Source organism: Streptomyces sp. NPDC049837, from assembly GCF_040674455.1.
Taxonomy (GTDB): domain Bacteria; phylum Actinomycetota; class Actinomycetes; order Streptomycetales; family Streptomycetaceae; genus Streptomyces.
Genome location: NZ_JBFAMP010000006.1, coordinates 244,956 through 269,681 on the forward strand (window position 1 = coordinate 244,956; position 24,726 = coordinate 269,681).

Genomic DNA, 24,726 nt, shown 5'->3' on the forward strand with positions numbered 1-24,726 from the left:
GACGCGGCGTGGCTCCGCGTCGTGGCCGGGTACGGCCTGGCCGCGATCGTCTACCTCTTCCTCGGCCACGCCCTCGCCGGCCGCCTGCGCCGGTACTGACGGACACCCCGCGCCCCACCGGCCGGTCGCACGACCCCGGGGGTTCGGGGGTGTCCCCCGAAAGACACAGCACCTTCGACGCGGCGTGGCTCCGCGTCGTGGCCGGGTACGGCCTGGCCGCGATCGTCTACCTCTTCCTCGGCCACGCCCTCGCCGGCCGCCTGCGCCGGTACTGAGAGGCCGGGAACGGCTCGCCGGCCGGCGTCCGAGCCCGGGGCTCGGGTGCCGGCCGGCGGTTTCGTGGGTCAGCGGGCGGTGCCCCAGGTGTGGGCCACGTCCACGACGAGGCGGTCGGGGAGCTGGAGGACCCGGAACGGCAGCCGGGCGCGGACGCCGAGGCCGATCTGGGTGTCACCCTCGAAGCTGCCCGCGAACCGGGCGTCCTTGAAGGTGCGGTACCCGGTGAGGTTCACACCGGGCAGCGGCTTGCCCGCCTTCCCCTGGTAGGTGGCCTTACCCGTATTGGGGTCGTAGCTGGGAGCGGCCACGCGCACTTCCAGTACGGCTCCGCCGGCGACCGGTATGTAGTTCCCGGAGCCGTCCTGGTAGAGCCGGGACACGTATGCGACGCGGTAGCCGATCTTGCTGCTGCCGACGCCGGGAACGTGGAAGACCATGCGGTCGAAGCAGTCGTGGCGCCCCGTCCTGATGTTCACCAGGGAGGCGGTCGCGGCGCTGGTGCCGGTCTTCTGGGTGCTGCCCCAGCCGGTGGGGCACACCGTGGTCGTCTGCGTGGGCGCTGCGGGGGCCGCCCCGGCCGGCACCGTCAGCATCCCGAGTCCGGCGCCCGTGAGCAGGAGCGTCACCAGTGCCGTGGCGCGTCGTTTCATCGTTTTCCCCTGACGCTGTGTTCCTTGTTGTGTTGTATGGGACGACCGGGACAGCCGGATGGTTGCGGACGAATCGCCCGGAAGCAGTCCCGATCGGTGAACTCGGGTACCCCGCTGCAAGGCTGGCGAATCCGGGCACCGGTGGATTCAGCGTCTCACCGGCAGCAGTCCGGCGCCAGGCCCTGCGGCAACCGGTCCCCGCCGAAGACCGCCGTGGTCGCCTCGTCGCCCCCCAGGGCGGCCACCGCCAGCAGCAGGGAGCCCGCCGTCCAGGTGGTGAGCTCCTCGGGCCACACGGCCCGGTTGCCCTCGAAGACGTACCCCGTCCAGTACATGCCGCCCGGCGCGCGCAGGTGGCCGATGGACTGGAGGATCTCCAGCGCGCGGTCGGACTCGCCCATGGCCCAGAGGGTCAGGGCCAGTTCGCAGCTCTCGCCGCCGGTGACCCAGGGGTTCGGCAGCACGCAGCGCACGCCGAGGCCGGGGACCACGAAGTCGTCCCAGGCGCTCTCGATGCGCTCCTTGGCCGCCGCGCCGGTGACGGCGCCGCCGAGGACCGGGTAGTACCAGTCCATCGAGTACCGGTTCTTGTCGAGGAACCGCTCCGGGTGGTGGCGGATGGCGTGGGCCAGCGCGCCGACGGCCAGCTCCCAGTCGGGCTGGGGCTCCTCGCGCTCCTCGGCGATCGCCAGGGCGCAGCGCAGCGCCTGGTGGATCGACGACGAGCCGGTGAGCAGCGCGTCGGTGACGGGCGTGCCGTCGGGCTCGCGCTTCCAGCCGATCTGGCCGCCGGGCTGCTGGAGCCGCAGCACGAATTCGACGGCCGCGTAGACGACGGGCCACATCCGGTCGAGGAAGGTGTCGTCGCCGGTGGCGAGGTAGTGGTGCCAGACGCCGACGGCGATGTACGCGCAGAAGTTCGTCTCCCGGCCCCGGTCGGTGACCTGGGTGTGGTCGCCGTCGTGGTAGGCGGCGTACCAGGAGCCGTCCTCGTTCTGGTGGCGGGCGAGCCACTCGTAGGCGCGGGCGGCCGCGTCGTGCTCGCCGGCCGTGTCCAGGGCCATGGCCGCCTCGGTGTGGTCCCACGGGTCGAGGTGGTGGCCCCGGAACCACGGTATGGCGCCGTCCTCGCGCTGCGCGGCGAGGATGCCGGCGACGGTCTCGGCGGCCTGCTCGGCGGTGAGGACGCCGGGCAGGACGAGGTGTTCGGTGCGCTCCGGGGAGGTCACTTGGCGGCGTCCACCGGCAGGTGCGGCTTGGTCGCGTACGCCACGAAGCTCTTGCCCATGATCGGGTTGAGGGCCTGCTCGGCGAGGCGGGTGGCCAGGGGCTTCTTCATGATGTCCCAGACCAGCAGCTTGTGGTACGCGCGCACCGGCAGCGCCTTGTCGTTGTCGACGCCGAAGGCGCACTTGAGCCACCAGTACGGCGAGTGCAGCGCGTGCGCGTGGTGGGTGCCGTACGGCTTGAGCCCGGCCTCGCGGATCTTGGCGAGGAGTTCGTCGGCCTTGTAGATCCGGATGTGGCCGCCCTCGACCTCGTGGTACGCGTCGGAGAGCGCCCAGCAGACCTTCTCGGGGCCGTAGCGGGGGACGGTGACGGCGATCCGGCCGCCGGGCTTGAGCACCCGGACCATCTCGGCGAGGACGCCCTTGTCGTCGGGGATGTGCTCCATCACCTCGGAGATGATCACGACGTCGAACGACTCGTCGGGGAAGGGCAGGTTGAGGGCGTCGCCCTCCATGGCGGTGGCGCTGGCCCCGGCGGGCGCCTCACCGGCCTCCTTCATGGCGGCGAACCACTTGGCGACCTCGCGGATCTCCTCGCCGTTCTGGTCGAGGGCGACGACCTGTGCTCCGCGCCGGTAGCACTCGAAGGCGTGCCGCCCGGCACCGCAGCCCAGGTCGAGCACGCGGTCGCCGGGGGCGAGCGGGAAGCGGGTGAAGTCGACGGTCAGCACGAGGGCGGCCTGCTTTCACGGTCCGGGGTGGTGTGTGCGGTGGGGGAGGTCATCGGCGTGCTCCGCGCGTGCCTGCTCCGCGCGTGCCCGCGCCGTGCGCGGCGATCGCCTCGCGGTACAGCTCCGCCGTGCCCTGGGCCGCGCGGGCCCAGGTGAACCGGTCCAGCACCCGGGCGCGGCCCGCCGCGCCGAGCCGGGTGCGCAGCCCGGCGTCGCCGAGAAGCTTGCCGAGCGCCGCCGCGAGGGCGCCCGCGTCGCCGGGCGGGACGGCCAGGCAGGTCTCGCCGTCGGGGCCGGCGACCTCGGGGATGGCACCGCCCGTGGTGGCGACCAGGGGCGTCCCGGTGGCCATCGCCTCGGCGGCGGGCAGCGAGAACCCCTCGTACAGCGAGGGCACGCACGCCACTTGGGCGCCCCGGTAGAGGTCCACCAGCTCGGCGTCGGTGATGCCCTTGACGAACCGGACGGCGCCGTCGAGCCCGTACCGCTCGATGGCCTGGGCGACCGGTCCGTCCTCGGCGCGCTTGCCGACGACGACGAGGTGCGCGTCCGGGTTCTCGGTGCGCAGCTTGGCGAGCGCCTCGACGAGGTGGACGAGGCCCTTGAGCGGGACGTCCGCGCTGGAGGTGGTGACGATCCGCCCGGGGACCTCGGGCACGGCCGGGTCGGGCGACCACAGGTCGGTGTCGGCGCCGATGTGGACGACGCGGATGCGGTCCTGGCGCACGCCGAGGTGCTCGACGATCTCGTCCTTCGACGAGCCGGAGACGGTCAGCACGGAGGGCAGGCGGCGGGCGACGCGCTTCTGCATGCGCGTGAAGGCGTACCAGCGCCGGACGGATGCGCGGCGCTTCCAGTCGGCGGCGGCGTCCAGTTCGAGCTGCCGGTCCACGGTGATGGGGTGGTGGATGGTGGTGACGAGCGGGGCGCCGATGGCGCGGGGGCCGCCGAGGAGGCCGTAACCGAGCGTCTGGTTGTCGTGGACGACGTCGAAGTCGCCGCGCCGGGCGGCCAGGTGGCGCCGGGCGCGCAGCGAGAAGGTGAGCGGCTCGGGGAAGCCGCCGGTCCACATGGTGGCGACTTCGAGGGCGTCGATCCAGTCCCGGTACTCGTCGCGCCCCGGCGTGCGGAAGGGGTCGGGCTGCCGGTACAGGTCGAGGCTGGCGAGCTCGGTCAGCGGCACGCCCTCGTCGAGTACGGGGTAGGGCTGGGAGCCGATCACCTCGACGCGGTGCCCGAGGCGGGCGAGTTCGCGTGACAGGTGGCGCACGTAGACGCCCTGGCCGCCGCAGAACGGGTTCCCCTTGTACGTGAGGAGCGCGATGCGCAGCGGGAGGTCGTCGTCGCCCCCGGTGACACCGCCGCGGGGGCCTGCGTCTATGGCCTCAGCGGTCACTCGCGGCCCCCTTCTTGCCTGCGTTTCGCCGGAGCGTAACCGGTCGCGCTAATCTAGAACAAGTTTCAGACTTGATGGTTCAAGGAGCTTCGAATCTACCGGCAGGTAGCGCCGCTGTGAGGGCCGGAACAGGTGATTCACGCCACGGCGCCCGCCATACTGTCGCGCACCACCAGCACGGAACGGGACACATGACAGCGGAAGACAGACCGGCGTCGCCGCCGCTCACCGAGCGCCAGGAGGCGCGCCGCCGCCGGATCCTCCACGCCAGCGCGCAGTTGGCCGGCCGGGGCGGCTTCGACGCGGTCCAGATGCGCGAGGTCGCGGAGGCCGCGGGGGTCGCGCTGGGCACGCTGTACCGGTACTTCCCGTCCAAGATCCACCTGCTGGTCGCCACCATGCAGGACCAGCTCGACCACATGCACACGACGCTGCGCAAGCGGCCGCCGGCCGGGGAGTCTGCCTCGGAGCGGGTGGCCGAGACGCTGATGCGCGCCTTCCGGGCGCTCCAGCGCGAGCCGCACCTCGCGGACGCGATGGTGCGGGCGCTGACGTTCGCGGACCGCAGCGTGAGCCCGGAGGTGGACACCGTCTCCCGGCAGACGACGGCGATCATCCTGGACGCGATGGGCCTGGAACACCCGACGCCCCAGCAGCTCTCCGCGGTGCGCGTGATCGAGCACACCTGGCACTCGGCGCTGATCACCTGGCTCTCGGGCCGGGCCTCGATCGCCCAGGTCAAGATCGACATCGAAACGGTCTGCCGCCTCATCGACCTCACGGCCCCGGACTCGTCCGGGTCGCCCTGACCCGCCCGCCCCGCTGTGGGCGGTCGCGCGGCGCCCGGCTCCGTTGTGGGCAGTCGTCCCGCTGGGGCGGGACGGGTGGGCACAACGGGACAGGGGCGGTGCCCGGCCCTGGCGCCCCAAGAGGCGGTGCCTGGTCCCGGTGACCCCGGGTGCGGGCCGGTGGGCGGCGGCCACCCCCGGTGGGGTGGGGGCGGGGCCCCTCCGGGCTCACCTGGGCCGCAGGGCGGGTGCGGGCCGTTACTGCTTGGTCTTGCTCTTCTGGAGGTCCTCCTGGAAGAGCTTCTCGCACACCGGGCCGTTGTCCGTGGCGATGAAGGAGACCATCAGGAAGCCGCCCTGGCCGTGGTGGCTGGCCTTCAGGGTCCAGCCGGCCTTGTCCAGGGACTTGATGACCGAGCCCTTCTGGTCGACGTTCTGGGATTCCCGCCAGCCGCCCTTGGCGAGGGCCGCGACCGTGTCGTCGTAGGACTTCCTGGAGTCGGTGACCTTCTTGTCGTCGGCCTGCCAGGAGACCATGCACGGCTTGAGGGGCGCCGGGATGTCGTCGGAGGAGGGCTCCTCGGTGAAGCCCGCCGCCGTGGCCGCCGCCGAGATCTCCTTGGTCACCGCGGCGGCGTCCAGGCTGCCGCCCGTGTCCGCCTCGGCGCCCGCGCCCGAACCCGCCGGGGCCGAGGAGCCGGACGAGGGCGCGGCGACGCCCGTCCCCTTGTCCGAACCGCCGCCGCAGCCGGCGACCAGCAGCACCACACCGGCGGCCGCGGCCACCCTTCCCCAAGCTCCCGACTTGCGCACGAATCTCCCAATCCTGCGTGCACGCGGGCCCCGTGCCCCCGTGATCAAGGAAGCAGTTTCGCACGCGAGTACGTGCCGGGCCGTGCAGCGACCCGCGCCCGCTCACTCCTCGTCGGGCGGGAAAACCGGCTCGCCGCCGTCCGCCAGGGCGATCGTGATGGCCTCCACCGGGCACCCCTCCGCCGCCGCGAGGATGCGCTCGTCGGCGTCCGTGTCGGCGGCCGTCGGGCGGGACTGCCGTGCCGTGTCCAGGGCGAAGCCGTCCGGGGCGTGGTTCACGCACATGCCGGAGCCGATGCACACGCCCCGGTCGACCTCCACGTGCCAGCGGTCGCCCATCACGACGCCTGGTGGCCGGCCGGGAGGTGGATCATCTTGTACTCCAGGTACGCGTCGTAGCCCTCGGGCCCGAACTCCCGCCCCAGCCCCGAGTTCTTGTAGCCGCCGAACGGGCCCAGCATGTCCAGGCTGAAGGTGTTGACGTTGAAGGTGCCCGTGCGCACCCGGCGGGCGAAGTCGATGCCCCGGGCGACATCGGCGGTCCACACGCTGCCGCTGAGGCCGTAGTCGGAGTCGTTCGCGATGGTCAGCGCCTCGGTCTCGTCCTCGTACGGCAGCAGGCAGATGACGGGGCCGAAGATCTCCTCGCGGGCGACCCGCATCCGGTTGTCGACGTCGCCGAAGAGGGTGGGCTCCACGTACCAGCCGCGCTCCAGGCCGGCCGGGCGGCCGCCGCCCGCGAGGACCTTGGCGCCCTCCTCCTGGCCGATGCGGATGTAGTCGAGGGACCGGTCCCGCTGGCGGCGGGCGACCAGCGGGCCGACCTGGGTCGCCGGGTCGAGCGGGTCGCCGACCACCAGCGCCCCGGCCGCCGCCGCGAACGCCTCGGCGAACTCGTCGTACCGGGAGCGCGGCGCGAGGATGCGGGTCTGGGCCACGCACGCCTGGCCGTTGTTCATCCAGGCGGCCGGGACGATCCCGGCGACGGCCGCCTCCAGGCCGGCGTCCGGCAGGATCACCGCCGCCGACTTGCCGCCCAGTTCGAGGGTGACGCGCGTGAGGTTGCGGGAGGCGACCTCCATGACGCGCTTGCCGGCCGCCACCGAGCCGGTGAAGGACACCTTGTCGACGCCCGGGTGGCCGACCAGGTATTCGCTGACCTCCCGGTCGGCGGGCAGGATCGACAGCACGCCCTCCGGCAGCCCGGCCTCCGCGGCGATGTCCGCCAATATGTAGGCGTCGAGCGGCGACTCCGGCGACGGCTTGAGCACCACCGTGCACCCGGCCAGCAGCGCCGGGCCCAGCTTCGCGGCGGCCGTGAACTGCGGGACGTTCCACGGCACCACCGCCGCGACCACCCCGACCGGCTCGCGCCGCACCATGATGGGCCCGAGGACCCCGGCGCGCTCCACCTCGTAGGGGTGGTCGCGCGCGACCGTGATCGCCGCGTCCCACACCATCATGGCGCCGAGCGCCTGCGCGAGGACGCTCCAGGAGTACGGGGAGCCGTTCTGCGCGCTGACCGTCCGGGCGATCTCCTCGTGCCGTACGGCGATCGCGTCCTTGATACGGGTGACGACGGCGATCCGCTCGTCCAGGGACATCCGCGGCCAGGGCCCCTCGTCGAAGGCCCGGCGCGCCGCCGCGACCGCGCGGTCGACGTCCGCCTCGGAGGCGTGCGGCACCCGGCCGATGACCTGCTCGGTGTGCGGCGAGATCACCTCGATGACGCCATCGCCGAGGGGGTCGGCGAACTCGCCGCCGATGAACAGCTTTCCGTGCTCGACCGGGTCGGTCATGGCGCGCCGCCTCCCGAAGTATCTGACACTGTTTCAGAACTGATACCAGTTCTAGTTATACTGGGCAATGGCCGTACCGCCGTGGGGAGATGAGGTCTCATGCCACCAGGACCGCAGGTGTACGACCACGGCGGCGGCGTATGGAGCATCCCGGTCACCATCCCGGACAACCCCCTCGGCCACACCCTGGTCCACGTCGTCGACACCGGCCGGGGCCCCGTCCTCGTCGACACCGGCTGGGACGACCCGGGCTCGTGGGCCGAGCTGTGCGGCGGGCTCACCGCCCTCGGTACCTCCGTCCACGACATCCACGGCGTGCTCGTCACCCATCACCACCCCGACCACCACGGCCTGTCCGGCCGCGTCCGGGAGGCGTCCGGCGCCTGGATCGCCATGCACGCCGCCGACATCGCCGTCGTACGCCGCACCCGCGACGCCGAGCCGGGCGCCTGGCGTACCTACCTGGTGGCGAAGCTGGAGGCCGCGGGCGCTCCCGACGGGCACACGGCGCCCTTGCGGGCGGCCCGCGTCGGCGACCTGCCCCTGCCGCAGCCCGTCCTGCCCGACCGGGAGATCGCGCCCGGTGAGCTGCTCGACCTCCCGGGGCGCCGGCTGCGGGCCGTCTGGACGCCCGGCCACACCCCGGGCCACGTCTGCCTGCACCTGGAGGAGGCCCATCCCGCGAACCTGGCCGGACACGGCCGCCTCTTCTCCGGCGACCACCTGCTGCCCGGCATCAGCCCGCACATCGGGCTGTACGAGGACCCGGAGGAGGACGCAGTCACCGATCCCCTCGGGGACTACCTCGACTCCCTGGAGCGGGTCGGCCGCCTCGGCGCCGCCGAGGTCCTCCCCGCCCACCAGCACGCCTTCACCGGCGCCGCCGAGCGGGTGCGGGAGCTGCTCGCCCACCACGAGGAGCGGCTCACCGGCCTGCTCGCGCTCCTCACCACCCCGCTCACCCCCTGGCAGCTCGCCGAGCGCATGGAGTGGAACCGCCCCTGGGCGCGGATCCCGTACGGCTCGCGCACCATCGCCCTCTCGGAGGCGGAGGCCCATCTGCGGCGCCTGGTGAAACTGGGGCGCGCCGAGCCGGTGCCGGGCAGCGACCCCGTGGCATACCTGGCCGTATGACCCGCCGGTAGAGTGAGCGGGTCGTCATCATGCCCGTACGGGGGGAAGCCGGTGCGAATCCGGCGCTGACCCGCAACCGTGTACCGCCGTCCCACGGCGGTGAGCCGGATTGCCCCGTACGAGCACGTGTTCGGCTCGCGTCACCGGGACCGACCGCCCGGTGACCGGCACCGTCGAGGAATACGGAGCCGGAGCCTGGTGCCCCCGCGTGCCGGTGTCCGGTTCCCGCAGGAGAGGCCACCCAAGCCATGACCACCGTTCGCGTCCGCCACGGCGTCGCAGCGCTCGCCGCCACCGCCGTGCTGCTGTCCGGCGGTTCCCCGGCCGCCCACGCGGCACCGTCGCCGGCCCCCTCCCCCACGGCCCCGTCGATCCCGGCCGGCCTGTACGGCACGAAGGACCCGACGTACGACGGGGTGTGGCGGCAGTCGCTCGCCTTCATGGCCCAGCAGGTGGCCGGCGTGGAGCCGAACCGGACGGCCGTGGACTGGCTGCTGAAGCAGCAGTGCGACAGCGGCGGCTTCGCCTCCTACCGCCCCGACCCCGCCAAGACCTGCACCCCGGCGACGCTGCTGGACACCAACGCCACCGCCGTCGCCGTGCAGGCGCTGTCCGGTGTCGACAAGCCCGAGGCCGCCGAGCCGGGCACCGACCCGGTCAGCAAGGCCATGGGCGCGGGCGCGGCCTGGCTGAAGGGTGTCCAGAACAAGGACGGCGGCTGGGGCTACAACCCCGGTGCGCCCAGCGACGCCAACTCGACCTCGATCGTCGTCAGCGCGCTCGCCGCGACCGGCCACCGGCCCGGTGAGATCCGGTCGAGCGGCGGGAAGACGCCGTACGACGCCCTGCTCGGCCTCGCGATCCCGTGCGACGCCAAGGCGGGCGGGGGCGCGTTCGCCTACCAGCCCGACCCGAAGACCGGCGCGCTCGCCGCGAACGGCGACGCCACCGCCGCCGCCGTGCTGGCCGCGCTCGGCAAGGACCTCCAGACCCGGGGCGCCAAGCCGGAGCAGAAGCCGACCTGCGAGGCCGCCGCCGCGCCGACCGCCGAGCGCGCCGCCCGCAATGGCGCCGCCTACCTGGCCGGCGCCCTCGCCAGGAGCGGCCACCTCGATCTGCCGCCCATGCCGGGCGCCGCCACCACCGCGCCCCAGCCCGACTTCGGCAACACCGCCGACGCCGTGATCGCCCTCGGCGCGGCGGGCCACCTCGACGGGGCGGCGCCCGCCGTGGCCTGGCTGGAGAAGAACTCCGCCGCCTGGGCCGAGGAGAGCGGCCCCGCCGCCTGGGCGCAGTTGATCCTCGCCGCCCACACCGTGGGCGCGGACGTCCGCGACTTCGGCGGCGTGGACCTCGTACGGAAACTGAACGCGACCGGTCCCGCGCCGAAGTCGGTTCCCGTGGCGGAGAAGAAGGAGCAGAAGGCCGACGAAGAGGAGCCGGGCTTCAACGTCTGGCTGGCCGTCGCCATCTTCCTGATCGCCGGCATGGGCATCGGGTTCCTGCTCAGCGGCCGCGGCCGTAAGGGGAAGCGGTGACGCGCACCCGGCTTCTGCCCCCGCTGCTCGCCGCCTGCGCGCTGCTGCTCGGTCTCGCCGCGCCCGCCGAGGCGGCCGGTTACCGCTACTGGTCGTTCTGGGAGAGCAGGGGCGGCGAGTGGACGTACGCCACGCAAGGCCCGGCCACCGCCCGGCCCGCCGACGGTGACGTCAACGGCTACCGGTTCGCCGTGAGCGCCGACTCGGCGGACGCCCAGCGGCCGCGCCGTGCGCCCGGCTTCGCCGCGATCTGCGGGACGACGCCCGCGCGGGAGGGCACCAAGCGGGTCGGTGTCGTCATCGACTTCGGTACGGCGGCGGACGCGCCCGAGGGCTCCGGACAGCCGCCCGCGCCGCGCGTGGCGTGCGCGCGGGTGCCGGACGGCGCGACGAGCGCGGAGGCGCTGGCGGCGGTCGCGAAGCCGCTGCGGTACAACGGCCAGGCGCTGCTGTGCGCGATCGAGGGGTATCCGGGGACGGGGTGCGGGGAGCAGGTGTCCTCGACCCCCGGGCCGAGCCCGTCGGGGTCGGCGTCCCCGTCGCCCGTGCCCCACCCCGTCATGGATCTCGAACCCGGCCCCTCCGTCGGGCTCGTCGCCGGTGTGGCCGCCGTCGCCGTCCTGGGCGCCGCCGCCGGGTGGCAGGTCCACCGCCGGCGCCGATGAGCCTGCGCGCGCCCGGGGCGAACCGCTCCAACGCCCTGCACGCGGGCGCGTGGTGGCTGTGGGCCCTGGGCCTGGCCGTCGCCGCGTCCCGCACGACCAACCCGCTGCTGCTGGGCCTGCTGGTGGGCGTGGCCGGGTACGTGGTGGCGGCCCGCCGCACCGACGCGCCGTGGGCCCGCTCGTACGGGGCGTTCGTGAAGCTGGGGCTGGCGGTCCTCGTCGTGCGGCTGGTCTTCTCCGTCGTCCTGGGCTCGCCCATCCCCGGTACGCACGTGCTGGTCACGCTGCCCGAGGTACCGCTGCCCGACTGGGCGCAGGGGGTACGGATCGGCGGCCGGGTGACGGCCGAACAGCTCGTGTTCGCGCTGTACGACGGGGCCAAGCTGGCCACGCTGCTGATCTGTGTGGGCGCCGCGAACGCGCTCGCCAACCCGGCGCGGCTGCTGAAGTCGCTGCCGGGCGCGCTGTACGAGGTGGGGGTCGCCGTGGTCGTCGCGATGACGTTCGCGCCGAACATGGTGGCCGACGTGATGCGGCTGCGCACTGCGCGGCGGTTGCGCGGACGGCCGGCCGGCGGGGTGAAGGCGGTGCTCCAGGTGGGGCTGCCGGTGCTGGAGGGTGCGCTGGAGCGGTCGGTGGCGGTCGCCGCGTCGATGGACGCGCGCGGGTACGGGCGGACGGCGCCGGTGCCGCGCGGGGTGCGGCAGGCCACGACGGTCCTGACGCTGGGCGGGCTGCTCGCGGTGTGCGTCGGCGCGTACGGCCTGCTGGCGGCCTCGGGTGAGGCGTACGCCGTGCCGTTCGCCGGGGCGGGGGTGGTGATGGTGCTGGCGGGGCTGCGGCTGGGCGGCCGCCGTTCGGTGCGCACCCGCTACCGGCCCGACCTGTGGGGCGCGCGGGCCTGGCTGGTGGCCGGGTCGGGGGTGGCGGCCGCGGCCCTGGTGGTCGCCTCCGACACGGCGGCGCTGCACCCCGGTGTCGTCCCGCTCGCCGCACCGGAGCTGCCGGTGTGGCCGGCGCTGTCCGTCCTGGTGGGCCTGCTGCCCGCGTTCGTGGCCCCGCTGCCGACCTCGTTGCCCAAGGAGTCCGTGTGATCCGGTTCGAGAACGTGACGGTGACGTACGCCGACACCGGCGAAAGCACCCTGCGGGGCGTGGACTTCACCGTCCCGGAGGGCGAGCTGGTGCTGCTGGTGGGCCCCTCCGGGGTGGGCAAGTCGACGCTGCTGAACGCGGTGTCGGGCCTGGTCCCGCACTTCACGGGCGGCACCCTGCGCGGCCGGGTGACGGTCGACGGCCGTGACACCCGCACCCACAAGCCGCGTGAGCTGGCGGACGTCGTCGGCACCGTGGGCCAGGACCCGCTCGCGCACTTCGTCACCGACACGGTGGAGGACGAGCTGGCGTACGGGATGGAGTCGCTGGGCCTGGCGCCGTCGGTGATGCGGCGCCGGGTGGAGGAGACCCTGGACCTGCTGGGCCTGGCGCCCTTGCGGGACCGTCCGATCGCCACGCTGTCGGGCGGCCAGCAGCAGCGGGTCGCGATCGGTTCCGTGCTGACCCCGCACCCGAAGGTCCTGGTGCTCGACGAGCCGACCTCGGCGCTGGACCCGGCGGCGGCGGAGGAGGTCCTCGCGGTCCTCCAGCGCCTGGTCCACGACCTGGGCACCACGGTCCTGATGGCCGAGCACCGCCTGGAACGGGTGGTCCAGTACGCCGACCGGGTCGCCCTGCTGTCCGCCCCCGGCGCCCCCGTGCTCCTCGGCCCGCCCGCCGACGTGATGGCCGTCTCGCCGGTCCACCCCCCGGTCGTCGCCCTGGGCCGCCTGGCGGGCTGGGACCCGCTCCCCCTGTCGGTCCGCGACGCCCGCCGCCGGGCGGGCGGGCTGCGCGACCGGCTGGCGGTTGCCGGGTGCCCGCCCCCGGCACCCCGGACCGATGGGGGTACGGGGCACCCCGCCACCCCCGCCCGCGAGCGCTCCGCGCCGCGCCGACCTGGTCGGGACGCGCCGGAGGCACCGTCCGGCGTGCGGGCAGCGCTCAGCCGCCTGCTGCGCCGAGGCAGCGCAGCGGCCGGCGGGGAGGCAGCGCCACCGGTGCGCGGCGAAGCCGCCGCACCCGCCGGGGGGTGTGGGGGTACGCAGTACCCCCATGACGACCACGACGTCCCGGGGTCCGGGGCGGAGCCCCGGCAGAACCCCCCGGCGGGGCACCCCGTCGCCCGGGCCCGGGGCCTCGCGGTGCGGCGCGGCCGGGTCGAGGCGCTGCGGGGCGTCGGGCTGGACGTGCGCGCCGGGGAGACCGTGGCGCTCATGGGGCGCAACGGCGCCGGCAAGTCGACGCTGCTCGGGGCGCTGGTGGGGATGGTCGAGCCGGCGGGCGGCAGCGTCCTCGTGGGCGGCCGGGTGCCGCACCGTACGCCGCCCCGGGAGCTGATCCGGCACGTGGGGCTCGTCCCGCAGGAGCCGCGCGACCTGCTGTACGCCGACACCGTGGCCGCCGAGTGCGCGGCCGCCGACGCCGACGCGGGTGCGGAGCCGGGGGCCTGCCGGGCCCTGGTGTCGGAGCTGTTGCCGGGCGTGCCGGACGGCACCCATCCCCGGGACCTGTCCGAGGGGCAGCGGCTCGCCCTGGCACTGTCCGTCGTGCTGACCGCCCGGCCCGCGCTGCTGCTGCTCGACGAGCCGACCCGGGGGCTGGACTACGCGGCGAAGGCCCGGCTGGCCGGCGTCCTGGCGGGGCTGGCCGCCGACGGGCACGCCATCGTCATGGCGACCCATGACGTGGAGCTGGCCGCCGAGCTGGCGCACCGGGTCGTGATCCTGGCCGACGGCGAGGTCGTCGCGGACGGGCCGACCCATGAGGTCGTCGTCTCCTCCCCCGCCTTCGCACCGCAGGTGGCGAAGGTCCTCGCGCCGCAGCCGTGGCTGACCGTCTCGCAGGTGGAGGCGGCCCTGTGAGCGCCCCTGTCCGGCCTGTGAGCGCCCGCCCGGTGCGGCTCGGGCCGCGCTCGGTCGCCGCCCTGGTCCTGATCAGCGCCATCGGGGTGGTCGCGTTCGGGTGGCCGCTGCTCGCGGACGGCACGTCGGTGCTGGCGGGCCGTTCCCAGGACGCGCCCTGGCTGCTGGCGGTGCTGCTGCCGCTGCTGGTGGCCGTGGTGGTGGCGACCATCGCCGACTGCGGCATGGACGCCAAGGCGGTGGCGATGCTGGGCGTGCTGGCGGCGGTGGGCGCGGCGCTGCGCCCGCTGGGCGCGGGTACGGCGGGCCTGGAGCCGATGTTCTTCCTGATGGTGCTGAGCGGCCGGGTGCTCGGGCCCGGGTTCGGTTTCGTACTGGGCGCGGTGACCATGTTCGCGTCGGCGCTGCTGACCGGAGGGGTGGGTCCGTGGATGCCGTTCCAGATGCTGTCGATGGGCTGGTTCACGATGGGCGCCGGGCTGCTGCCGGGGCCGGTCGCGCTGCGGGGGCGGGGCGAGGTGCTGATGCTGGCGCTGTACGGGGCGGTGGCGGCGTTCGCGTACGGGACGGTCATGAACCTCCAGGGCTGGGTGACCCTCCAGGGCATGGGGAGCGGGATCTCGTTCCAGCCGGGTGACCCGGTGCACGAGAACCTGGTCCGGTTCCTGGCGTACTGCGCGGCGACGTCGCTCGGCTGGGACCTGGGGCGGGCGGTGCTCACGGTGGTGCTGATGCTGACCATCGGATCGACGGTTCTGAAGGCGCTGCGCCGTGCGACTCGACGGGCCGCCTTCGAGGCGCAGGTCACTTTCGAAGGCGCCGAAAAGACCTGAAAGGGGCCCCTGGGGGTGAGGCGCCCCACAGGACGTAGGTCACATACGAGGGGAGATAGTGGGCCGGAACGGACACCCGTCGGTCCCGCGTCCGCCCGTGGCGACGTGCACTGATCGGCCGGGGCGCCCGGAGGACCCCCGCCCCCGAGTCCGGCTCCGCCTAGTAACAGGGGTCCTTGCAGCGGCGGAACCGCCCTGTTTCTCTGGTGATGTCGCCGGGCGCGGTCCGCATCGAAGCGCCCCTGGCAGCCTCCTCCCCCACCCCCTGGTGTGGTTCCGGCATGCCGCGCGACGCCCCATGTCCCCGACGTTAGGTCGCTTACGTGTTCCGCTCGCTCGTCACCCGCTTCTCCGCCCGTCCCAAGTCCGTCGCCGCCGGCGCCGCCGTGCTGCTGGGCGCCACCGGAGCCGTGCTGGGCACCACCGCCCCGGCTTCGGCCGCCTCCGCGCAGGACATCGCGAAGAAGATGGTCCCGGCGGGTCAGTACCAGTGCTTCAGCAAGATCGTTGAGCACGAGTCCGGCTGGAACCCGACCGCCACGAACGCCTCGTCCGGCGCCTACGGCCTGGTGCAGGCCCTGCCGGCCTCGAAGATGTCGTCGGCCGGCTCGGACTGGAAGACCAACCCGGCCACCCAGATCGAGTGGGGCCTGGACTACATGAACGACCGCTACGGCAGCCCGTGCGGTGCGTGGAACTTCTGGCAGGCCAACGGCTGGTACTGAGCCACACCCAGCAGATGACGACGCAGGCCCCGGTGAACGGCGTTCACCGGGGCCTTCCCGTGCGTCAGAGCCGCTGGATGATCGTGCCGGTCGCCAGTCCCCCGCCCGCGCACATCGTGACGAGCGCGAACTCCTTGTCGGCGCGTTCCAGTTCGTGCAGCGCGGTGGTGATGAGCCGGGCGCCCGTCGCCCCCACGGGGTGACCGAGCGCGATGGCCCCGCCGTTCACGTTGACCTTCTCCAGGTCCTGGTCGAAGACCTGCGCCCAGCTCAGCACCACGGAGGCGAAGGCCTCGTTGACCTCGACGAGGTCGATGTCCTTCAGCGACATCCCGGCCTTGCCGAGGACCGCGCGGGTCGCGTCGATGGGCCCGTCGAGGTGGAAGTGCGGGTCGGCGCCGACGAGCGCCTGGGCGACGATCCGGGCGCGGGGCTTGAGCTTCAGGGCGCGGGCCATGCGCTTGGACGCCCACATGAGGGCGGCGGCGCCGTCGGATATCTGCGAGGAGTTGCCGGCGGTGTGGACGGCGGTCGGCATGATGGGCTTGAGCCGGGCGAGGGCCTCCATGCTGGTGTCGCGCAGCCCTTCGTCGCGGTCGACCAGCCGCCACATGCCCTGACCCTCGCGCTGCTCGTCCTCCGTGGTCGGTACCTGGACGGCGAACGTCTCGCGCTTGAAGCGCTCCTCGGCCCACGCGGTGGCGGCGCGGGCTTGCGAGAGCAGCCCGAGCGAGTCGACGCGCTCGCGCGTCAGGCCCCGGTGGCGGGCGATGCGCTCGGCGGCCTCGAACTGGTTGGGCAGGTCGACGTTCCACTCGTCGGGGAAGGGTTTGCCCGGCCCGTGCTTGGAGCCGCTGCCGAGCGGTACGCGGGACATGGCCTCGACGCCGCAACTGATGCCGACGTCGATGACCCCGCAGGCGATCATGTTGGCGACCATGTGGGAGGCCTGCTGCGAGGAGCCGCACTGGCAGTCGACGGTGGTGGCGGCGGTCTCGTAGGGCAGGCCCATGGCGAGCCAGGCGGTGCGGGCGGGGTTCATGGACTGTTCGCCGGCGTGGGTGACCGTACCGCTGACGATCTGTTCGACGCAGTCGGCGTGGATGCCGGTGCGGGCGAGGAGTTCGCGGTACGTCTCGCCGAGCAGGTAGGCGGGGTGGAGGTTGGCGAGTGCGCCTCCGCGCTTTCCGATGGGGGTGCGTACGGCTTCGACGATGACGGGTTCCGCGGCCATGAGCTCGTCCTCTCCTCGCACGCCCGCGAGGCGTCCCGGCGCCGCCACGGACGAACTGGTACGCGAACTGGTACGCGTTCTAGTTGTCCGGCCAGTCTGCTGAGGCTTACCCCCGGTACGCAAGGGTCGTGCACGCGCCCGGTCGGACAACGGAACCTCCCGCGCCCCTTGCCACTTGTAGAACCCGTTACTACCTTGCGGGCAGCTTCTGATGGGCCATCAGATACGGAGGTCGCCGATGACCTGCCCCCATCTCCCCTCGCTGCCCCAGGGGTTCGACCTCACCGACCCCGACCTGCTCCAGGCCCGGGTGCCGCTCCCGGAGTTCGCCGCCCTCCGGCGGACCGCCCCGGTCTGGTGGTGTGCCCAGCCGCGCCGCATCTCCGGTTTCGACGACGAGGGGTACTGGGCGGTGACCCGGCACGCCGACGTCAAGTACGTCTCCACGCACCCGGAGTTGTTCTCGTCGAACACCAACACCGCGATCATCCGGTTCAACGAGACGATCAGCCGCGACCAGATCGACGTCCAGAAGCTGATCATGCTCAATATGGACCCGCCCGAGCACACCCGGGTCCGCCAGATCGTCCAGCGCGGTTTCACGCCCCGCGCCATCCGGTCCCTGGAGCGCGCCCTGCGCGACCGGGCCCGTTCCATCGTGGAAACGGCGATCGCGAACGCGGGGGACGACGGCTCCTTCGACTTCGTCACCAACATCGCCGTCGAACTGCCGCTCCAGGCCATCGCCGAACTCATCGGCGTACCGCAGGAGGACCGGATCAAGCTCTTCGACTGGTCCAACAAGATGGCGGCGTACGACGATCCCGAGTACGCCATCACGGAGGAGGTCGGCACCGAGGCGGCCATGGAGATCGTCTCGTACGCGATGAACCTCGCCGCCGCCCGCAAGGAGTGCCCGGCCAAGGACATCGTGTCCCAGCTCGTCGCGGCGGAGGACGAGGGCAACCTGGCGGGCGACGAGTTCGGCTTCTTCGTGATCCTGCTCGCGGTGGCGGGCAACGAGACCACCCGCAACGCCATCAGCCACGGCATGCACGCCTTCCTCACCCACCCCGAGCAGTGGGAGCTCTACAAGCGCGAGCGCCCCCGGACGGCGGCCGAGGAGATCGTCCGCTGGGCCACCCCCGTCGTCTCCTTCCAGCGCACCGCCACCCGTGACGTGGAGCTGGGCGGCCAGAAGATCAAGGCGGGCGACCGGGTCGGCCTCTTCTACTCCTCCGCCAACAACGACCCCGAGGTCTTCGACCGACCCGAACGCTTCGACATCACCCGTGACCCCAACCCCCACCTCGGCTTCGGCGGCGGAGGCCCGCACTTCTGCCTCGGCAAGTCCCTCGCCGTCCTGGAGATCGACCTGATCTTCAACGCCATCGCCGACGGCCTGCCCGGCCTCCGCCTCGCCGGCGACCCGCGACGGCTGCGCGCCGCCTGGCTGAACGGCATCAAGGAGCTCCAGGTCAGCGTCGGACCCCGTACCCCTTGAACGCCCCCCACCACCACTGAAAAGGTGAGTGCGACCAGCACGTCACAACCGGATCGGTGGCTTCATGGGCGAGGAACGACCGAATCAGTATCTCCGTGTCACTGAGCGGACCCGGCACCGGCGGCTGCGGGAGAAGGGCAGCACCCTGCGCTCCGATCTCGACGACGTCCTGCGTGCCGGGTTCGTCTGCCACCTCGCGGTGGTCGTCGACGGAGCGCCCCTGGCCGTGCCGACCGTCTACGGCGTGGACTTCGAGGCCCGGGTGCTCTACCTGCACGGTTCCGTCGCCAGCCGCAGCCTGGTCCAGTCGCCCGGCGCCCCGGTGTGCGTCACCGTCACCCACGTCGACGGGCTCGTGCTCGCCCGGTCCGTCTTCGAGCACGGCGTCAACTACCGCTGCGCCATGGTCCAGGGCACCCCGCGCCGGGTCACCGACCGCGAGGAGCTGCTGCACGGGCTGCGCGCCCTGACCGAGCAGTGCGCACCGGGGCAGTGGGATTACGCGCGCACCCCCAGCGGGAAGGAACTGGCCGCCACCTCGCTGCTCGCCCTGCCGCTCGACGAGGCGTCGGTGAAGATCTCGGCCGGCCCGCCGGACGACGGGGACGGGCCGGACGCCGCGCTGGGACTGTGGGCCGGCGTCGTCCCGTACCGGCCCGTCTTCGGCGCACCCGAGCCGGACCCGCTGCTGCCCGCCGGCCTGCCGGTGCCCGCGCACATCGCGGCTCTCGCCGGGCGTGGATGAGCCCCAAGGTGTGGTGGCGTGACGTACGTTCGGCGGTATGAGCCAAGAGCGATGGACCGCCGTGGACGACTACCTCACCGACATGCTGGCGCCCGCCGACGAGGCACTGGCCGCCGCGCTCGCCGACAGCGGCGCGGCGGGCCTGCCGGCGATCGCCGTGACACCGCCCCAGGGCAAGTTCCTGCACCTGCTGGCCCGTGTGCAGGGCGCCCGCACCATCCTGGAGATCGGCACGCTCGGCGGCTACAGCACCATCTGGCTGGCCCGCGCGCTGCCGGAGGACGGCAGGCTGATCTCGCTGGAGTACAACCCGGAGTACGCCGGGGTCGCCCGCGCCAACCTCGCCAGGGCGGGGCTGGACAAGGTGGCCGAGGTACGCACGGGCGCGGCCCTGGACACCCTGCCGCGACTGGCGGAGGAGGGCGTGGGCCCGTTCGACCTGGTCTTCATCGACGCCGACAAGCCCAACAACCCCCGGTACGTGGAGTGGGCGCTGCGGCTGACCCGGCCGGGCAGCCTGATCGTGGTCGACAACGCCGTACGCGGCGGCGCGATCACCGACGAGTCCACGACGGACCCGTCGGTGATCGCGACGCGCGAGATGTTCGACCTGGTCGCGCGCGACCCGCGGCTGGACGCCACGGCGCTCCAGACGGTCGGCGGCAAGGGCTACGACGGAATGCTGCTGGCCCGCGTGGCGGCCTGACCGGCCGTCATACGCGCAGCAGGCGCTCGGCCATCTCGCGGTACGCCTGGAGCGTCACCCGCAGCCGCTCGGTGTCCGGCGGCGTACGGTCACCGCCTGCCCTGTCCCAGTCGGCGCGGAGCACATGACGGTGGTCGTCCAGCGCGGCCGTGAGCCGCTCGGCGGCCGCGTCCAGGACGTCGGCGGCCTCCTTCACGGAACGCCGCGGGCTGTCGACGAACTCGGCGAGTGCCTGCCGCAGCCGCTCACCGAGCTCCTCCCGCGCGGCCCGTGGCACCAACGGCTCGGACACGCCTGTGGTCGGAACGGACGTGGCGGGAACGGACCTCTTCGGGACGGACGTTACCGGGACGGACGTCGTCGGGTCGTTGGGGGACATCAGGCGCCACTCCCCTTCGGCCAGGGCGCGTGGAACCGGTGGGCGCGGCCGGACGGGCGGTTGCGGGGAGCATGACGGGCGTGGTCCTCGGGGTGATCGGCGACGAGCTCCTCGAAGAGCCGCCGCGCCTCGACCATCGCGGCACGCAGCTCCTCGGTGCCGGTGCCGGTAGCGGTACCGGCGGCGGTACCGGTGGCGGTGGCGATGTCCGCGCGAGCGGTGCGGTGCACGCGCCGGTAGCCGTCGACGTGGTGGGCGTGGTGCACGGACAGCGCGGCGACCTGCTCCTCGTACGTGGAGGCCGCCGGGAAGCCGCGGTCCTCGGCCAACCGGGCCAGCAGCCGGTCCGCCTCGGCGACGGCCTGGCGCGGCGCGTCGACGAACTGCTCCTGGAGGCCCGCCCACAGGGCCACGTACTGTTCACGGGCCTCACGCGACAGCGGCCGGGCCCGGAGGTCGCCGTGGCGCTCGACGCGCTCGGCGAGTTCACGCTCGGCGGCCTTGGTGTCGCCGTCGTGCCGGGCGACCGTCCGCTCGTACTCGGGGCCGAACCGTCGCTTCAACCCGCGCCGGCCGGGGCCCATGTACAGGACCGCGGCGACCACGGCCGCGAAGACGACGACCAGAGCGACGACGATCAGGACAGTGGACATGACTGTCTTCCCTCGATCCAGGGGTCGGGGTCTCTTCGTGTCTGTTCGAGGGGCGTGTTGCCGCTAAAGCATTGGCCAAACGACCGGCCCCCCGGATAGAGACGCACCATGACGAGTACCAACTGGACCATCCGCCCCGAGCGTTACGACAGCCCCGACGCCACCGCGTTGCGCCGCGACTACTACGACGACGTCGCGAGCCGCTACTGGCGCCGGCCTGCGACGGCGGCGGAGATCGACGAAGGGCTCACCAGCGACGGCGTGGAGCGGCTGACCCCGCCGACCGGCCAGTTCCTGGTCGGCCGGGCGGACGGCGAGCCCGCCGCCTGCGGCGGGGTGCTCATGCTGGACGAGGAGCGGGCGGAGCTCACCCGCGTGTTCATCCGCCACGCCTTCCGCGGCAACGGCGGCGCGGCGCTCCTGATGGACGCCCTGGAAGCGGCCGCGCTCGGGCTGGGCGCCCGGCGCATGGTGCTCAACACCCGGCTGGACCTGGTCGAGGCGCGCGCCCTGTACACCCGCTGCGGCTACCGCGAGATCCCGGCGTACTGCGAGGGCCCGTACATGGACGTCTGGTACGGCAAGGAGCTCCGGACTCCCGTTTAAAGGGCGTGGTTGCGGCGGGGTTCGGGGGCCCGGGGCCGCTCCCGGGTGGAGCCGCACAGCTCGGCCGTCAGCTCCTCGACCAACTGCACCAGGTCGGTCGGCCGGTCCGGTCCCCACCAGTCGCCGAGCAGCTCCGCGAGGGACTCCTCGCGGGCGTGCGCCAGCCGGGCGGCCACGTCCACGCCCTGGTCGGTCAGCAGGAGCTGGAGGCCCTCCCGGCGCACCAGGTGCCGCTCCTCCAACTGCCGGGCGGCCTCGGTGATGACCCGGATCGGTACGGGCGTGGTGTCGGCGAGGCGACCGGGCTCCACCGTGCCGTGGCGGCGCACGCGCAGCAGCAGCCAGCTCGCGGCGGGCAGCAGGTCGAGCCCGGCGCGCGCGGTGATCTTCTCGTAGATCTCCTTGCGGCCCTCGCGCGAGCCGAGCACCGACAGGGCGCGGGCGCACTCCTCGTACGAGGAGCGTTCGACGGGGTTGGAGGCGACGGTCTGGCTGGGGTCGGGCGCGGTGACGGCGCCGCGCAGCCGGTCCTCCCGCAGCAGCAGGGCGATGACGAAGGCGAGGGCGACGACGGGCGCCGCGTACAGGAAGACGTCGGTGATGGACGTCGCGTAGGCGTGCAGCACGCCGGGGCGCAGGTCGGGCGGCAGTCCGGCGATGGCGCGCGGGTCGGCGGCCAGTTGGCCGGCTCCGGCGCCGGGGGGCACCTCTCGGCCGGCGAGGGCGTCGGCGAGTTTGCCGGTGAGCCGGTTGGTGAAGATGGTGCCGAAGATGGCGACGCCGAACGACGCCCCGATGGAGCGGAAGAAGGTGGCGCCGGAGGTGGCGACGCCGAGGTCCTCGTACGGGACCGCGTTCTGCACCACCAGCACCAGGACCTGCATGACGAGGCCGAGGCCTGCGCCGAAGACGAAGAAGTACAGGCTCAGTTCCGCGTCGGAGCTGGTCTCCTTCATCCGGTGCAGCAGGACCAGCCCGAGGGCGGTGATGGCGGTGCCGAGGACGGGGAACACCTTCCAGCGGCCGGTCCGGCTGACGATCTGGCCGGAGCCGGTGGAGGTGAGCAGCATGCCGAGCACCATCGGCAGCATGTGCACCCCGGACATGGTCGGCGTCACGCCCCGTACGACCTGGAGGAACGTGGGCAGGTAGGTCATCGCGCCGAACATCGCGAAACCGACGACGAAGCTGATGACGGAGACGAGCGTGAAGGTGCGGATGCGGAACAGCTTCAGCGGCAGTACGGGTTCGGCGGCGCGCCGCTCGACGGAGATGAACCACACGAGGAGCACGGCGCCGAGCACGGCGAGGCCGATGATCTGCGGCGAGTCCCATTCCCAGGTGGTGCCGCCGAGGGAGGCCACGAGGACGAGGCAGGTGGCGACGGAGGCGATGAGGAAGGTGCCGAGGTAGTCGATGGTGTGACGGGTGGCGCGCACCGGGATGTGGAGCACGGCGGCGATGACGAAGAGCGCGACGACACCGATGGGCAGGTTGATGTAGAACACCCAGCGCCAGGAGAGGTGCTCGGTGAACAGGCCGCCCAGGAGGGGGCCGAGGATGCTGGTGGCGCCGAAGACGGCCCCGAACAGGCCCTGGTACCTGCCGCGCTCACGCGGCGGCACGAGGTCGCCGACGATCGCCATGGACAGCACCATGAGGCCGCCGCCGCCCAGGCCCTGGACCGCGCGGAAGGCGATGAGCTGCGGCATGTTCTGCGCGATGCCGCACAGGGCCGAGCCGATGAGGAAGATGACGATGGCGGTCTGGAAGAGCTTCTTGCGGCCGTACTGGTCACCGAGCTTGCCCCAGAGGGGGGTGCCGGCGGTGGAGGCGAGCATGTAGGCGGTGACGACCCAGGACAGGTGCTCCATGCCGCCGAGTTCGCTGACGATGGTCGGCAGGGCGGTGGAGACGATGGTCTGGTCGAGTGCCGCCAGCAGCATGCCGAGCAGCAGGGCGCCGATGGCGACCAGGACGGTACGCCGGTGGTGGCCGTGGCCCGGGGCGGGGCTGGTGGCCGGGGTGCTCACTTCCTGCGCCATCGCTTCTCCTCGTCGTCTCGCGGGCGGTCTTCTCTTGGCCGGTCTTCTCCTGGCCGGTCTCACGGGCCGTCATCGCGCGGGTGTGCGGCGGGCCGGACGCGTACCCCTTGTTTCCCTCTCCCATCCTGGGCGCTTCGTCCCGATACGGCCCGCCGAGCGGGGTCGGGGGTGCGGAGGGTGGTCCTCCGGTGCGCCCGGCGGGCTGCATAATCGCTCGCAGTTCAAGGGGAGGGGCCCACATTGACGGGACAGGTCTGTCCTGAGTGCGGTGACGACGACTGCCGCTGCGCGTCCGTGGAGGACACGCTGGGGATACGTCCGTACGTGAACCTTCGGGCGGCGGAGCCGGACGGTGCGCTGCCCGTGCCGCCGCCCGCCGTGGCGCCGTCGCCCGTGCCGCCGTCCACGATGCCGCTGTACGTGCCGCTGGAGCCGGAGCTCGTGCCACTGGAGGGGATGGGCCCGCCGCACGGCGCACGCGCCGGGGGCAGGGCGCGGGCGCGGGCCGAGGCGCGGTCCCGCAGCCGCGCCCGCCGCCCGTACGCGGTGCTCGGTGCGGTGGCGGCGGTGGTCGTCGTGGTGGGCGTGGCGGGGTTCGCGGGCGGGCTGTTCGGCAGGGACGGCGAGGCCGACCGGATGCTGCCCGACCTGGGCCCGAGCACGCCCGCGTGGCCGAGCGGGGCGCCGGAGGGGCCGTCCTCGGAGGCGTCCGGGCCGGCGTCGCCGTCGGGGCGGGGGTCGGGGTCCCCGTCCGGGTCGGCCTCCTCGTCCGCCTCGGCGTCCGTGTCCGTGTCCGCGTCCGGGTCGGCGGCCCCGTCCGCCACCGCGTCCGCGGCCGCCTCCGCGTCCCTGGCCGTCGCCGTGCCGGGTACGGAGTCGACGGCCCCTTCGGACGGCGCCCCGACCCGGCCGGGCGCCGGGCCCCCGTCATCGCCCAGCAGCAGCCGGGTGCCCAGCCAGGAGCCGTCGGAGGACGAGCCGGTGACGCTGCGGCGCGGTGACCGGGGGCCGGAGGTCACGGAGCTCCAGTACCGGCTGCGGGAGGCGGGGCTGTACGACGGGCCGATGAACGGCCGCTACAACCAGGACGTGGAGGAGGGCGTGGCCCGCTACCAGTACGCCCGGAACCTGGAGAGCGACGGGTGGGGCGTGTACGGGCCGGAGACCCGCCGGTGGCTGGAGTCGGAGACGACGGGGCGCTGAGGGGCGTCCCGGGGGCGGGCTGGCGTCGGACGGATCCATTTTGTATCGTGGAGGAACAAAGTGGTCCCGCCCGTATACCCTGACCGGCGGGCGGGCCACTTCGTACTCATTT

The 24,726-nt window shown here is 73.4% G+C and carries 26 protein-coding genes and 1 riboswitch; of the genes, 14 read left to right on the plus strand and 12 right to left on the minus strand.

Annotated elements, in window-relative coordinates; translation table 11 throughout:
• The first annotated feature begins 149 nt into the window (after window positions 1-149).
• Window positions 150-275: a hypothetical protein gene (locus tag AB0J57_RS18815; protein ID WP_366129606.1), complete on the plus strand. Its 126-nt coding sequence runs from the start codon at window positions 150-152 to the stop codon at window positions 273-275.
• A gap of 69 nt (window positions 276-344) precedes the next feature.
• Here AB0J57_RS18815 and AB0J57_RS18820 read toward each other — a convergent pair whose 3' ends face one another.
• From AB0J57_RS18820 to AB0J57_RS18835, 4 genes are all read right to left on the minus strand, one after another.
• Complete coding sequence (locus tag AB0J57_RS18820) at window positions 345-872, minus strand: hypothetical protein (RefSeq protein ID WP_366129591.1); 528 nt, start codon at window positions 870-872, stop codon at window positions 345-347.
• A 212-nt stretch (window positions 873-1,084) separates the two neighbouring features.
• Complete coding sequence (locus AB0J57_RS18825; protein ID WP_366129323.1) at window positions 1,085-2,158, minus strand: prenyltransferase; 1,074 nt, start codon at window positions 2,156-2,158, stop codon at window positions 1,085-1,087.
• Window positions 2,155-2,889: a class I SAM-dependent methyltransferase gene (locus tag AB0J57_RS18830; RefSeq protein ID WP_366129324.1), complete on the minus strand. Its 735-nt coding sequence runs from the start codon at window positions 2,887-2,889 to the stop codon at window positions 2,155-2,157. Before AB0J57_RS18830 ends, AB0J57_RS18825 begins: the two co-directional genes overlap by 4 nt.
• 49 nt (window positions 2,890-2,938) lie before the next feature.
• On the minus strand, window positions 2,939-4,285 hold the full coding sequence (locus tag AB0J57_RS18835) for a glycosyltransferase family 4 protein (protein ID WP_366129325.1): 1,347 nt from the start codon (window positions 4,283-4,285) through the stop codon (window positions 2,939-2,941).
• A gap of 191 nt (window positions 4,286-4,476) precedes the next feature.
• Here AB0J57_RS18835 and AB0J57_RS18840 point away from each other — a divergent pair, with 191 nt between their 5' ends.
• Window positions 4,477-5,094 (plus strand): TetR family transcriptional regulator, encoded by a 618-nt coding sequence (locus AB0J57_RS18840; protein WP_366129326.1) that lies wholly within the window; start codon window positions 4,477-4,479, stop codon window positions 5,092-5,094.
• A gap of 237 nt (window positions 5,095-5,331) precedes the next feature.
• Here the strand turns inward: AB0J57_RS18840 and AB0J57_RS18845 are convergent, their stop codons facing one another.
• The 3 genes from AB0J57_RS18845 to AB0J57_RS18855 form a co-directional block, all read right to left on the minus strand.
• Entirely contained in the window at window positions 5,332-5,859 is a 528-nt protein-coding gene (locus tag AB0J57_RS18845) for a hypothetical protein (protein WP_366129327.1), read from the minus strand.
• A 129-nt stretch (window positions 5,860-5,988) separates the two neighbouring features.
• Window positions 5,989-6,225, minus strand: a complete 237-nt coding sequence (locus AB0J57_RS18850) for a ferredoxin (RefSeq protein ID WP_366129328.1) — start codon at window positions 6,223-6,225, stop codon at window positions 5,989-5,991.
• Complete coding sequence (locus tag AB0J57_RS18855; RefSeq protein ID WP_366129329.1) at window positions 6,225-7,685, minus strand: aldehyde dehydrogenase; 1,461 nt, start codon at window positions 7,683-7,685, stop codon at window positions 6,225-6,227. The genes AB0J57_RS18850 and AB0J57_RS18855 overlap by 1 nt, the downstream gene beginning before the upstream one ends.
• Window positions 7,686-7,784: 99 nt before the next feature.
• On the opposite strand from AB0J57_RS18855, the gene AB0J57_RS18860 reads away from it, so the two are divergent.
• The 7 genes from AB0J57_RS18860 to AB0J57_RS18890 all read left to right on the plus strand — a co-directional run bounded on the left by AB0J57_RS18860 (window position 7,785) and on the right by AB0J57_RS18890 (window position 15,539).
• A complete protein-coding gene (locus AB0J57_RS18860; RefSeq protein WP_366129330.1) occupies window positions 7,785-8,819 on the plus strand; it encodes an MBL fold metallo-hydrolase in 1,035 nt (344 codons plus the stop codon).
• A gap of 41 nt (window positions 8,820-8,860) precedes the next feature.
• Window positions 8,861-8,934, plus strand: a riboswitch (cobalamin riboswitch).
• Between the two features lie 133 nt (window positions 8,935-9,067).
• On the plus strand, window positions 9,068-10,357 hold the full coding sequence (locus tag AB0J57_RS18865) for a prenyltransferase/squalene oxidase repeat-containing protein (RefSeq protein ID WP_366129331.1): 1,290 nt from the start codon (window positions 9,068-9,070) through the stop codon (window positions 10,355-10,357).
• Window positions 10,354-11,022, plus strand: a complete 669-nt coding sequence (locus AB0J57_RS18870; protein WP_366129332.1) for an SCO2322 family protein — start codon at window positions 10,354-10,356, stop codon at window positions 11,020-11,022. The genes AB0J57_RS18865 and AB0J57_RS18870 overlap by 4 nt, the downstream gene beginning before the upstream one ends.
• Window positions 11,019-12,116: an energy-coupling factor transporter transmembrane component T gene (locus tag AB0J57_RS18875; RefSeq protein ID WP_366129333.1), complete on the plus strand. Its 1,098-nt coding sequence runs from the start codon at window positions 11,019-11,021 to the stop codon at window positions 12,114-12,116. Before AB0J57_RS18870 ends, AB0J57_RS18875 begins: the two co-directional genes overlap by 4 nt.
• Window positions 12,113-13,981, plus strand: coding sequence for an ATP-binding cassette domain-containing protein (locus AB0J57_RS18880; RefSeq protein WP_366129334.1), 1,869 nt, complete (start codon window positions 12,113-12,115; stop codon window positions 13,979-13,981). Before AB0J57_RS18875 ends, AB0J57_RS18880 begins: the two co-directional genes overlap by 4 nt.
• Complete coding sequence (locus AB0J57_RS18885) at window positions 13,978-14,814, plus strand: ECF transporter S component (RefSeq protein ID WP_366129335.1); 837 nt, start codon at window positions 13,978-13,980, stop codon at window positions 14,812-14,814. The genes AB0J57_RS18880 and AB0J57_RS18885 overlap by 4 nt, the downstream gene beginning before the upstream one ends.
• Before the next feature lie 323 nt (window positions 14,815-15,137).
• Window positions 15,138-15,539, plus strand: coding sequence for a transglycosylase SLT domain-containing protein (locus AB0J57_RS18890; RefSeq protein ID WP_366129336.1), 402 nt, complete (start codon window positions 15,138-15,140; stop codon window positions 15,537-15,539).
• 64 nt (window positions 15,540-15,603) lie between these two features.
• Here AB0J57_RS18890 and AB0J57_RS18895 read toward each other — a convergent pair whose 3' ends face one another.
• Window positions 15,604-16,773, minus strand: a complete 1,170-nt coding sequence (locus AB0J57_RS18895; RefSeq protein ID WP_366129337.1) for a steroid 3-ketoacyl-CoA thiolase — start codon at window positions 16,771-16,773, stop codon at window positions 15,604-15,606.
• Between the two features lie 238 nt (window positions 16,774-17,011).
• On the opposite strand from AB0J57_RS18895, the gene AB0J57_RS18900 reads away from it, so the two are divergent.
• The 3 genes from AB0J57_RS18900 to AB0J57_RS18910 all read left to right on the plus strand — a co-directional run bounded on the left by AB0J57_RS18900 (window position 17,012) and on the right by AB0J57_RS18910 (window position 19,728).
• The gene (locus AB0J57_RS18900; RefSeq protein WP_366129338.1) at window positions 17,012-18,277 is read left to right on the plus strand and encodes a cytochrome P450; all 1,266 of its coding nucleotides are present in this window, start codon (window positions 17,012-17,014) and stop codon (window positions 18,275-18,277) included.
• Window positions 18,278-18,341: 64 nt separating this feature from the next.
• Window positions 18,342-19,022: a pyridoxamine 5'-phosphate oxidase family protein gene (locus AB0J57_RS18905; protein ID WP_366129592.1), complete on the plus strand. Its 681-nt coding sequence runs from the start codon at window positions 18,342-18,344 to the stop codon at window positions 19,020-19,022.
• 37 nt (window positions 19,023-19,059) lie between these two features.
• Window positions 19,060-19,728 (plus strand): O-methyltransferase, encoded by a 669-nt coding sequence (locus tag AB0J57_RS18910; protein ID WP_366129339.1) that lies wholly within the window; start codon window positions 19,060-19,062, stop codon window positions 19,726-19,728.
• A gap of 7 nt (window positions 19,729-19,735) precedes the next feature.
• Here AB0J57_RS18910 and AB0J57_RS18915 read toward each other — a convergent pair whose 3' ends face one another.
• Both AB0J57_RS18915 and AB0J57_RS18920 read right to left on the minus strand, forming a co-directional pair.
• Window positions 19,736-20,020 (minus strand): hypothetical protein, encoded by a 285-nt coding sequence (locus AB0J57_RS18915; protein ID WP_366129340.1) that lies wholly within the window; start codon window positions 20,018-20,020, stop codon window positions 19,736-19,738.
• 86 nt (window positions 20,021-20,106) lie between these two features.
• Window positions 20,107-20,760, minus strand: coding sequence for a hypothetical protein (locus AB0J57_RS18920; RefSeq protein ID WP_366129341.1), 654 nt, complete (start codon window positions 20,758-20,760; stop codon window positions 20,107-20,109).
• 108 nt (window positions 20,761-20,868) lie between these two features.
• On the opposite strand from AB0J57_RS18920, the gene AB0J57_RS18925 reads away from it, so the two are divergent.
• Window positions 20,869-21,366, plus strand: a complete 498-nt coding sequence (locus tag AB0J57_RS18925) for a GNAT family N-acetyltransferase (RefSeq protein WP_366129342.1) — start codon at window positions 20,869-20,871, stop codon at window positions 21,364-21,366.
• Here the strand turns inward: AB0J57_RS18925 and AB0J57_RS18930 are convergent.
• Together AB0J57_RS18930 and AB0J57_RS18935 are read right to left on the minus strand one after the other, a co-directional pair.
• The gene (locus AB0J57_RS18930) at window positions 21,363-23,411 is read right to left on the minus strand and encodes an MFS transporter (RefSeq protein ID WP_366129343.1); all 2,049 of its coding nucleotides are present in this window, start codon (window positions 23,409-23,411) and stop codon (window positions 21,363-21,365) included. The two genes, AB0J57_RS18925 and AB0J57_RS18930, sit on opposite strands and share 4 nt — an antisense overlap.
• Before the next feature lie 221 nt (window positions 23,412-23,632).
• The gene (locus tag AB0J57_RS18935) at window positions 23,633-24,430 is read right to left on the minus strand and encodes a hypothetical protein (RefSeq protein WP_366129344.1); all 798 of its coding nucleotides are present in this window, start codon (window positions 24,428-24,430) and stop codon (window positions 23,633-23,635) included.
• Between AB0J57_RS18935 and AB0J57_RS18940 the strand changes: the two genes are divergently transcribed.
• Entirely contained in the window at window positions 24,393-24,614 is a 222-nt protein-coding gene (locus AB0J57_RS18940; protein WP_366129345.1) for a peptidoglycan-binding domain-containing protein, read from the plus strand. The two genes, AB0J57_RS18935 and AB0J57_RS18940, sit on opposite strands and share 38 nt — an antisense overlap.
• The last annotated feature ends 112 nt before the right edge of the window (window positions 24,615-24,726 follow it).

Excerpts from the sequence above, each read along its gene's own strand:
- AB0J57_RS18820 (WP_366129591.1), bottom strand. The coding sequence starts at position 872 with ATGCTGACGGTGCCGGCCGGGGCGGCCCCCGCAGCGCCCACGCAGACG.
- AB0J57_RS18925 (WP_366129342.1), top strand. The coding sequence starts at position 20,869 with ATGACGAGTACCAACTGGACCATCCGCCCCGAGCGTTACGACAGCCCC.
- AB0J57_RS18930 (WP_366129343.1), bottom strand. The coding sequence starts at position 23,411 with ATGGCGCAGGAAGTGAGCACCCCGGCCACCAGCCCCGCCCCGGGCCAC.
- AB0J57_RS18910 (WP_366129339.1), top strand. The coding sequence starts at position 19,060 with ATGAGCCAAGAGCGATGGACCGCCGTGGACGACTACCTCACCGACATG.
- AB0J57_RS18855 (WP_366129329.1), bottom strand. The coding sequence starts at position 7,685 with ATGACCGACCCGGTCGAGCACGGAAAGCTGTTCATCGGCGGCGAGTTC.
- AB0J57_RS18865 (WP_366129331.1), top strand. The coding sequence starts at position 9,068 with ATGACCACCGTTCGCGTCCGCCACGGCGTCGCAGCGCTCGCCGCCACC.
- AB0J57_RS18920 (WP_366129341.1), bottom strand. The coding sequence starts at position 20,760 with ATGTCCACTGTCCTGATCGTCGTCGCTCTGGTCGTCGTCTTCGCGGCC.
- AB0J57_RS18900 (WP_366129338.1), top strand. The coding sequence starts at position 17,012 with ATGACCTGCCCCCATCTCCCCTCGCTGCCCCAGGGGTTCGACCTCACC.
- AB0J57_RS18875 (WP_366129333.1), top strand. The coding sequence starts at position 11,019 with ATGAGCCTGCGCGCGCCCGGGGCGAACCGCTCCAACGCCCTGCACGCG.
- AB0J57_RS18840 (WP_366129326.1), top strand. The coding sequence starts at position 4,477 with ATGACAGCGGAAGACAGACCGGCGTCGCCGCCGCTCACCGAGCGCCAG.
- AB0J57_RS18905 (WP_366129592.1), top strand. The coding sequence starts at position 18,342 with ATGGGCGAGGAACGACCGAATCAGTATCTCCGTGTCACTGAGCGGACC.
- AB0J57_RS18860 (WP_366129330.1), top strand. The coding sequence starts at position 7,785 with ATGCCACCAGGACCGCAGGTGTACGACCACGGCGGCGGCGTATGGAGC.
- AB0J57_RS18850 (WP_366129328.1), bottom strand. The coding sequence starts at position 6,225 with ATGGGCGACCGCTGGCACGTGGAGGTCGACCGGGGCGTGTGCATCGGC.
- AB0J57_RS18895 (WP_366129337.1), bottom strand. The coding sequence starts at position 16,773 with ATGGCCGCGGAACCCGTCATCGTCGAAGCCGTACGCACCCCCATCGGA.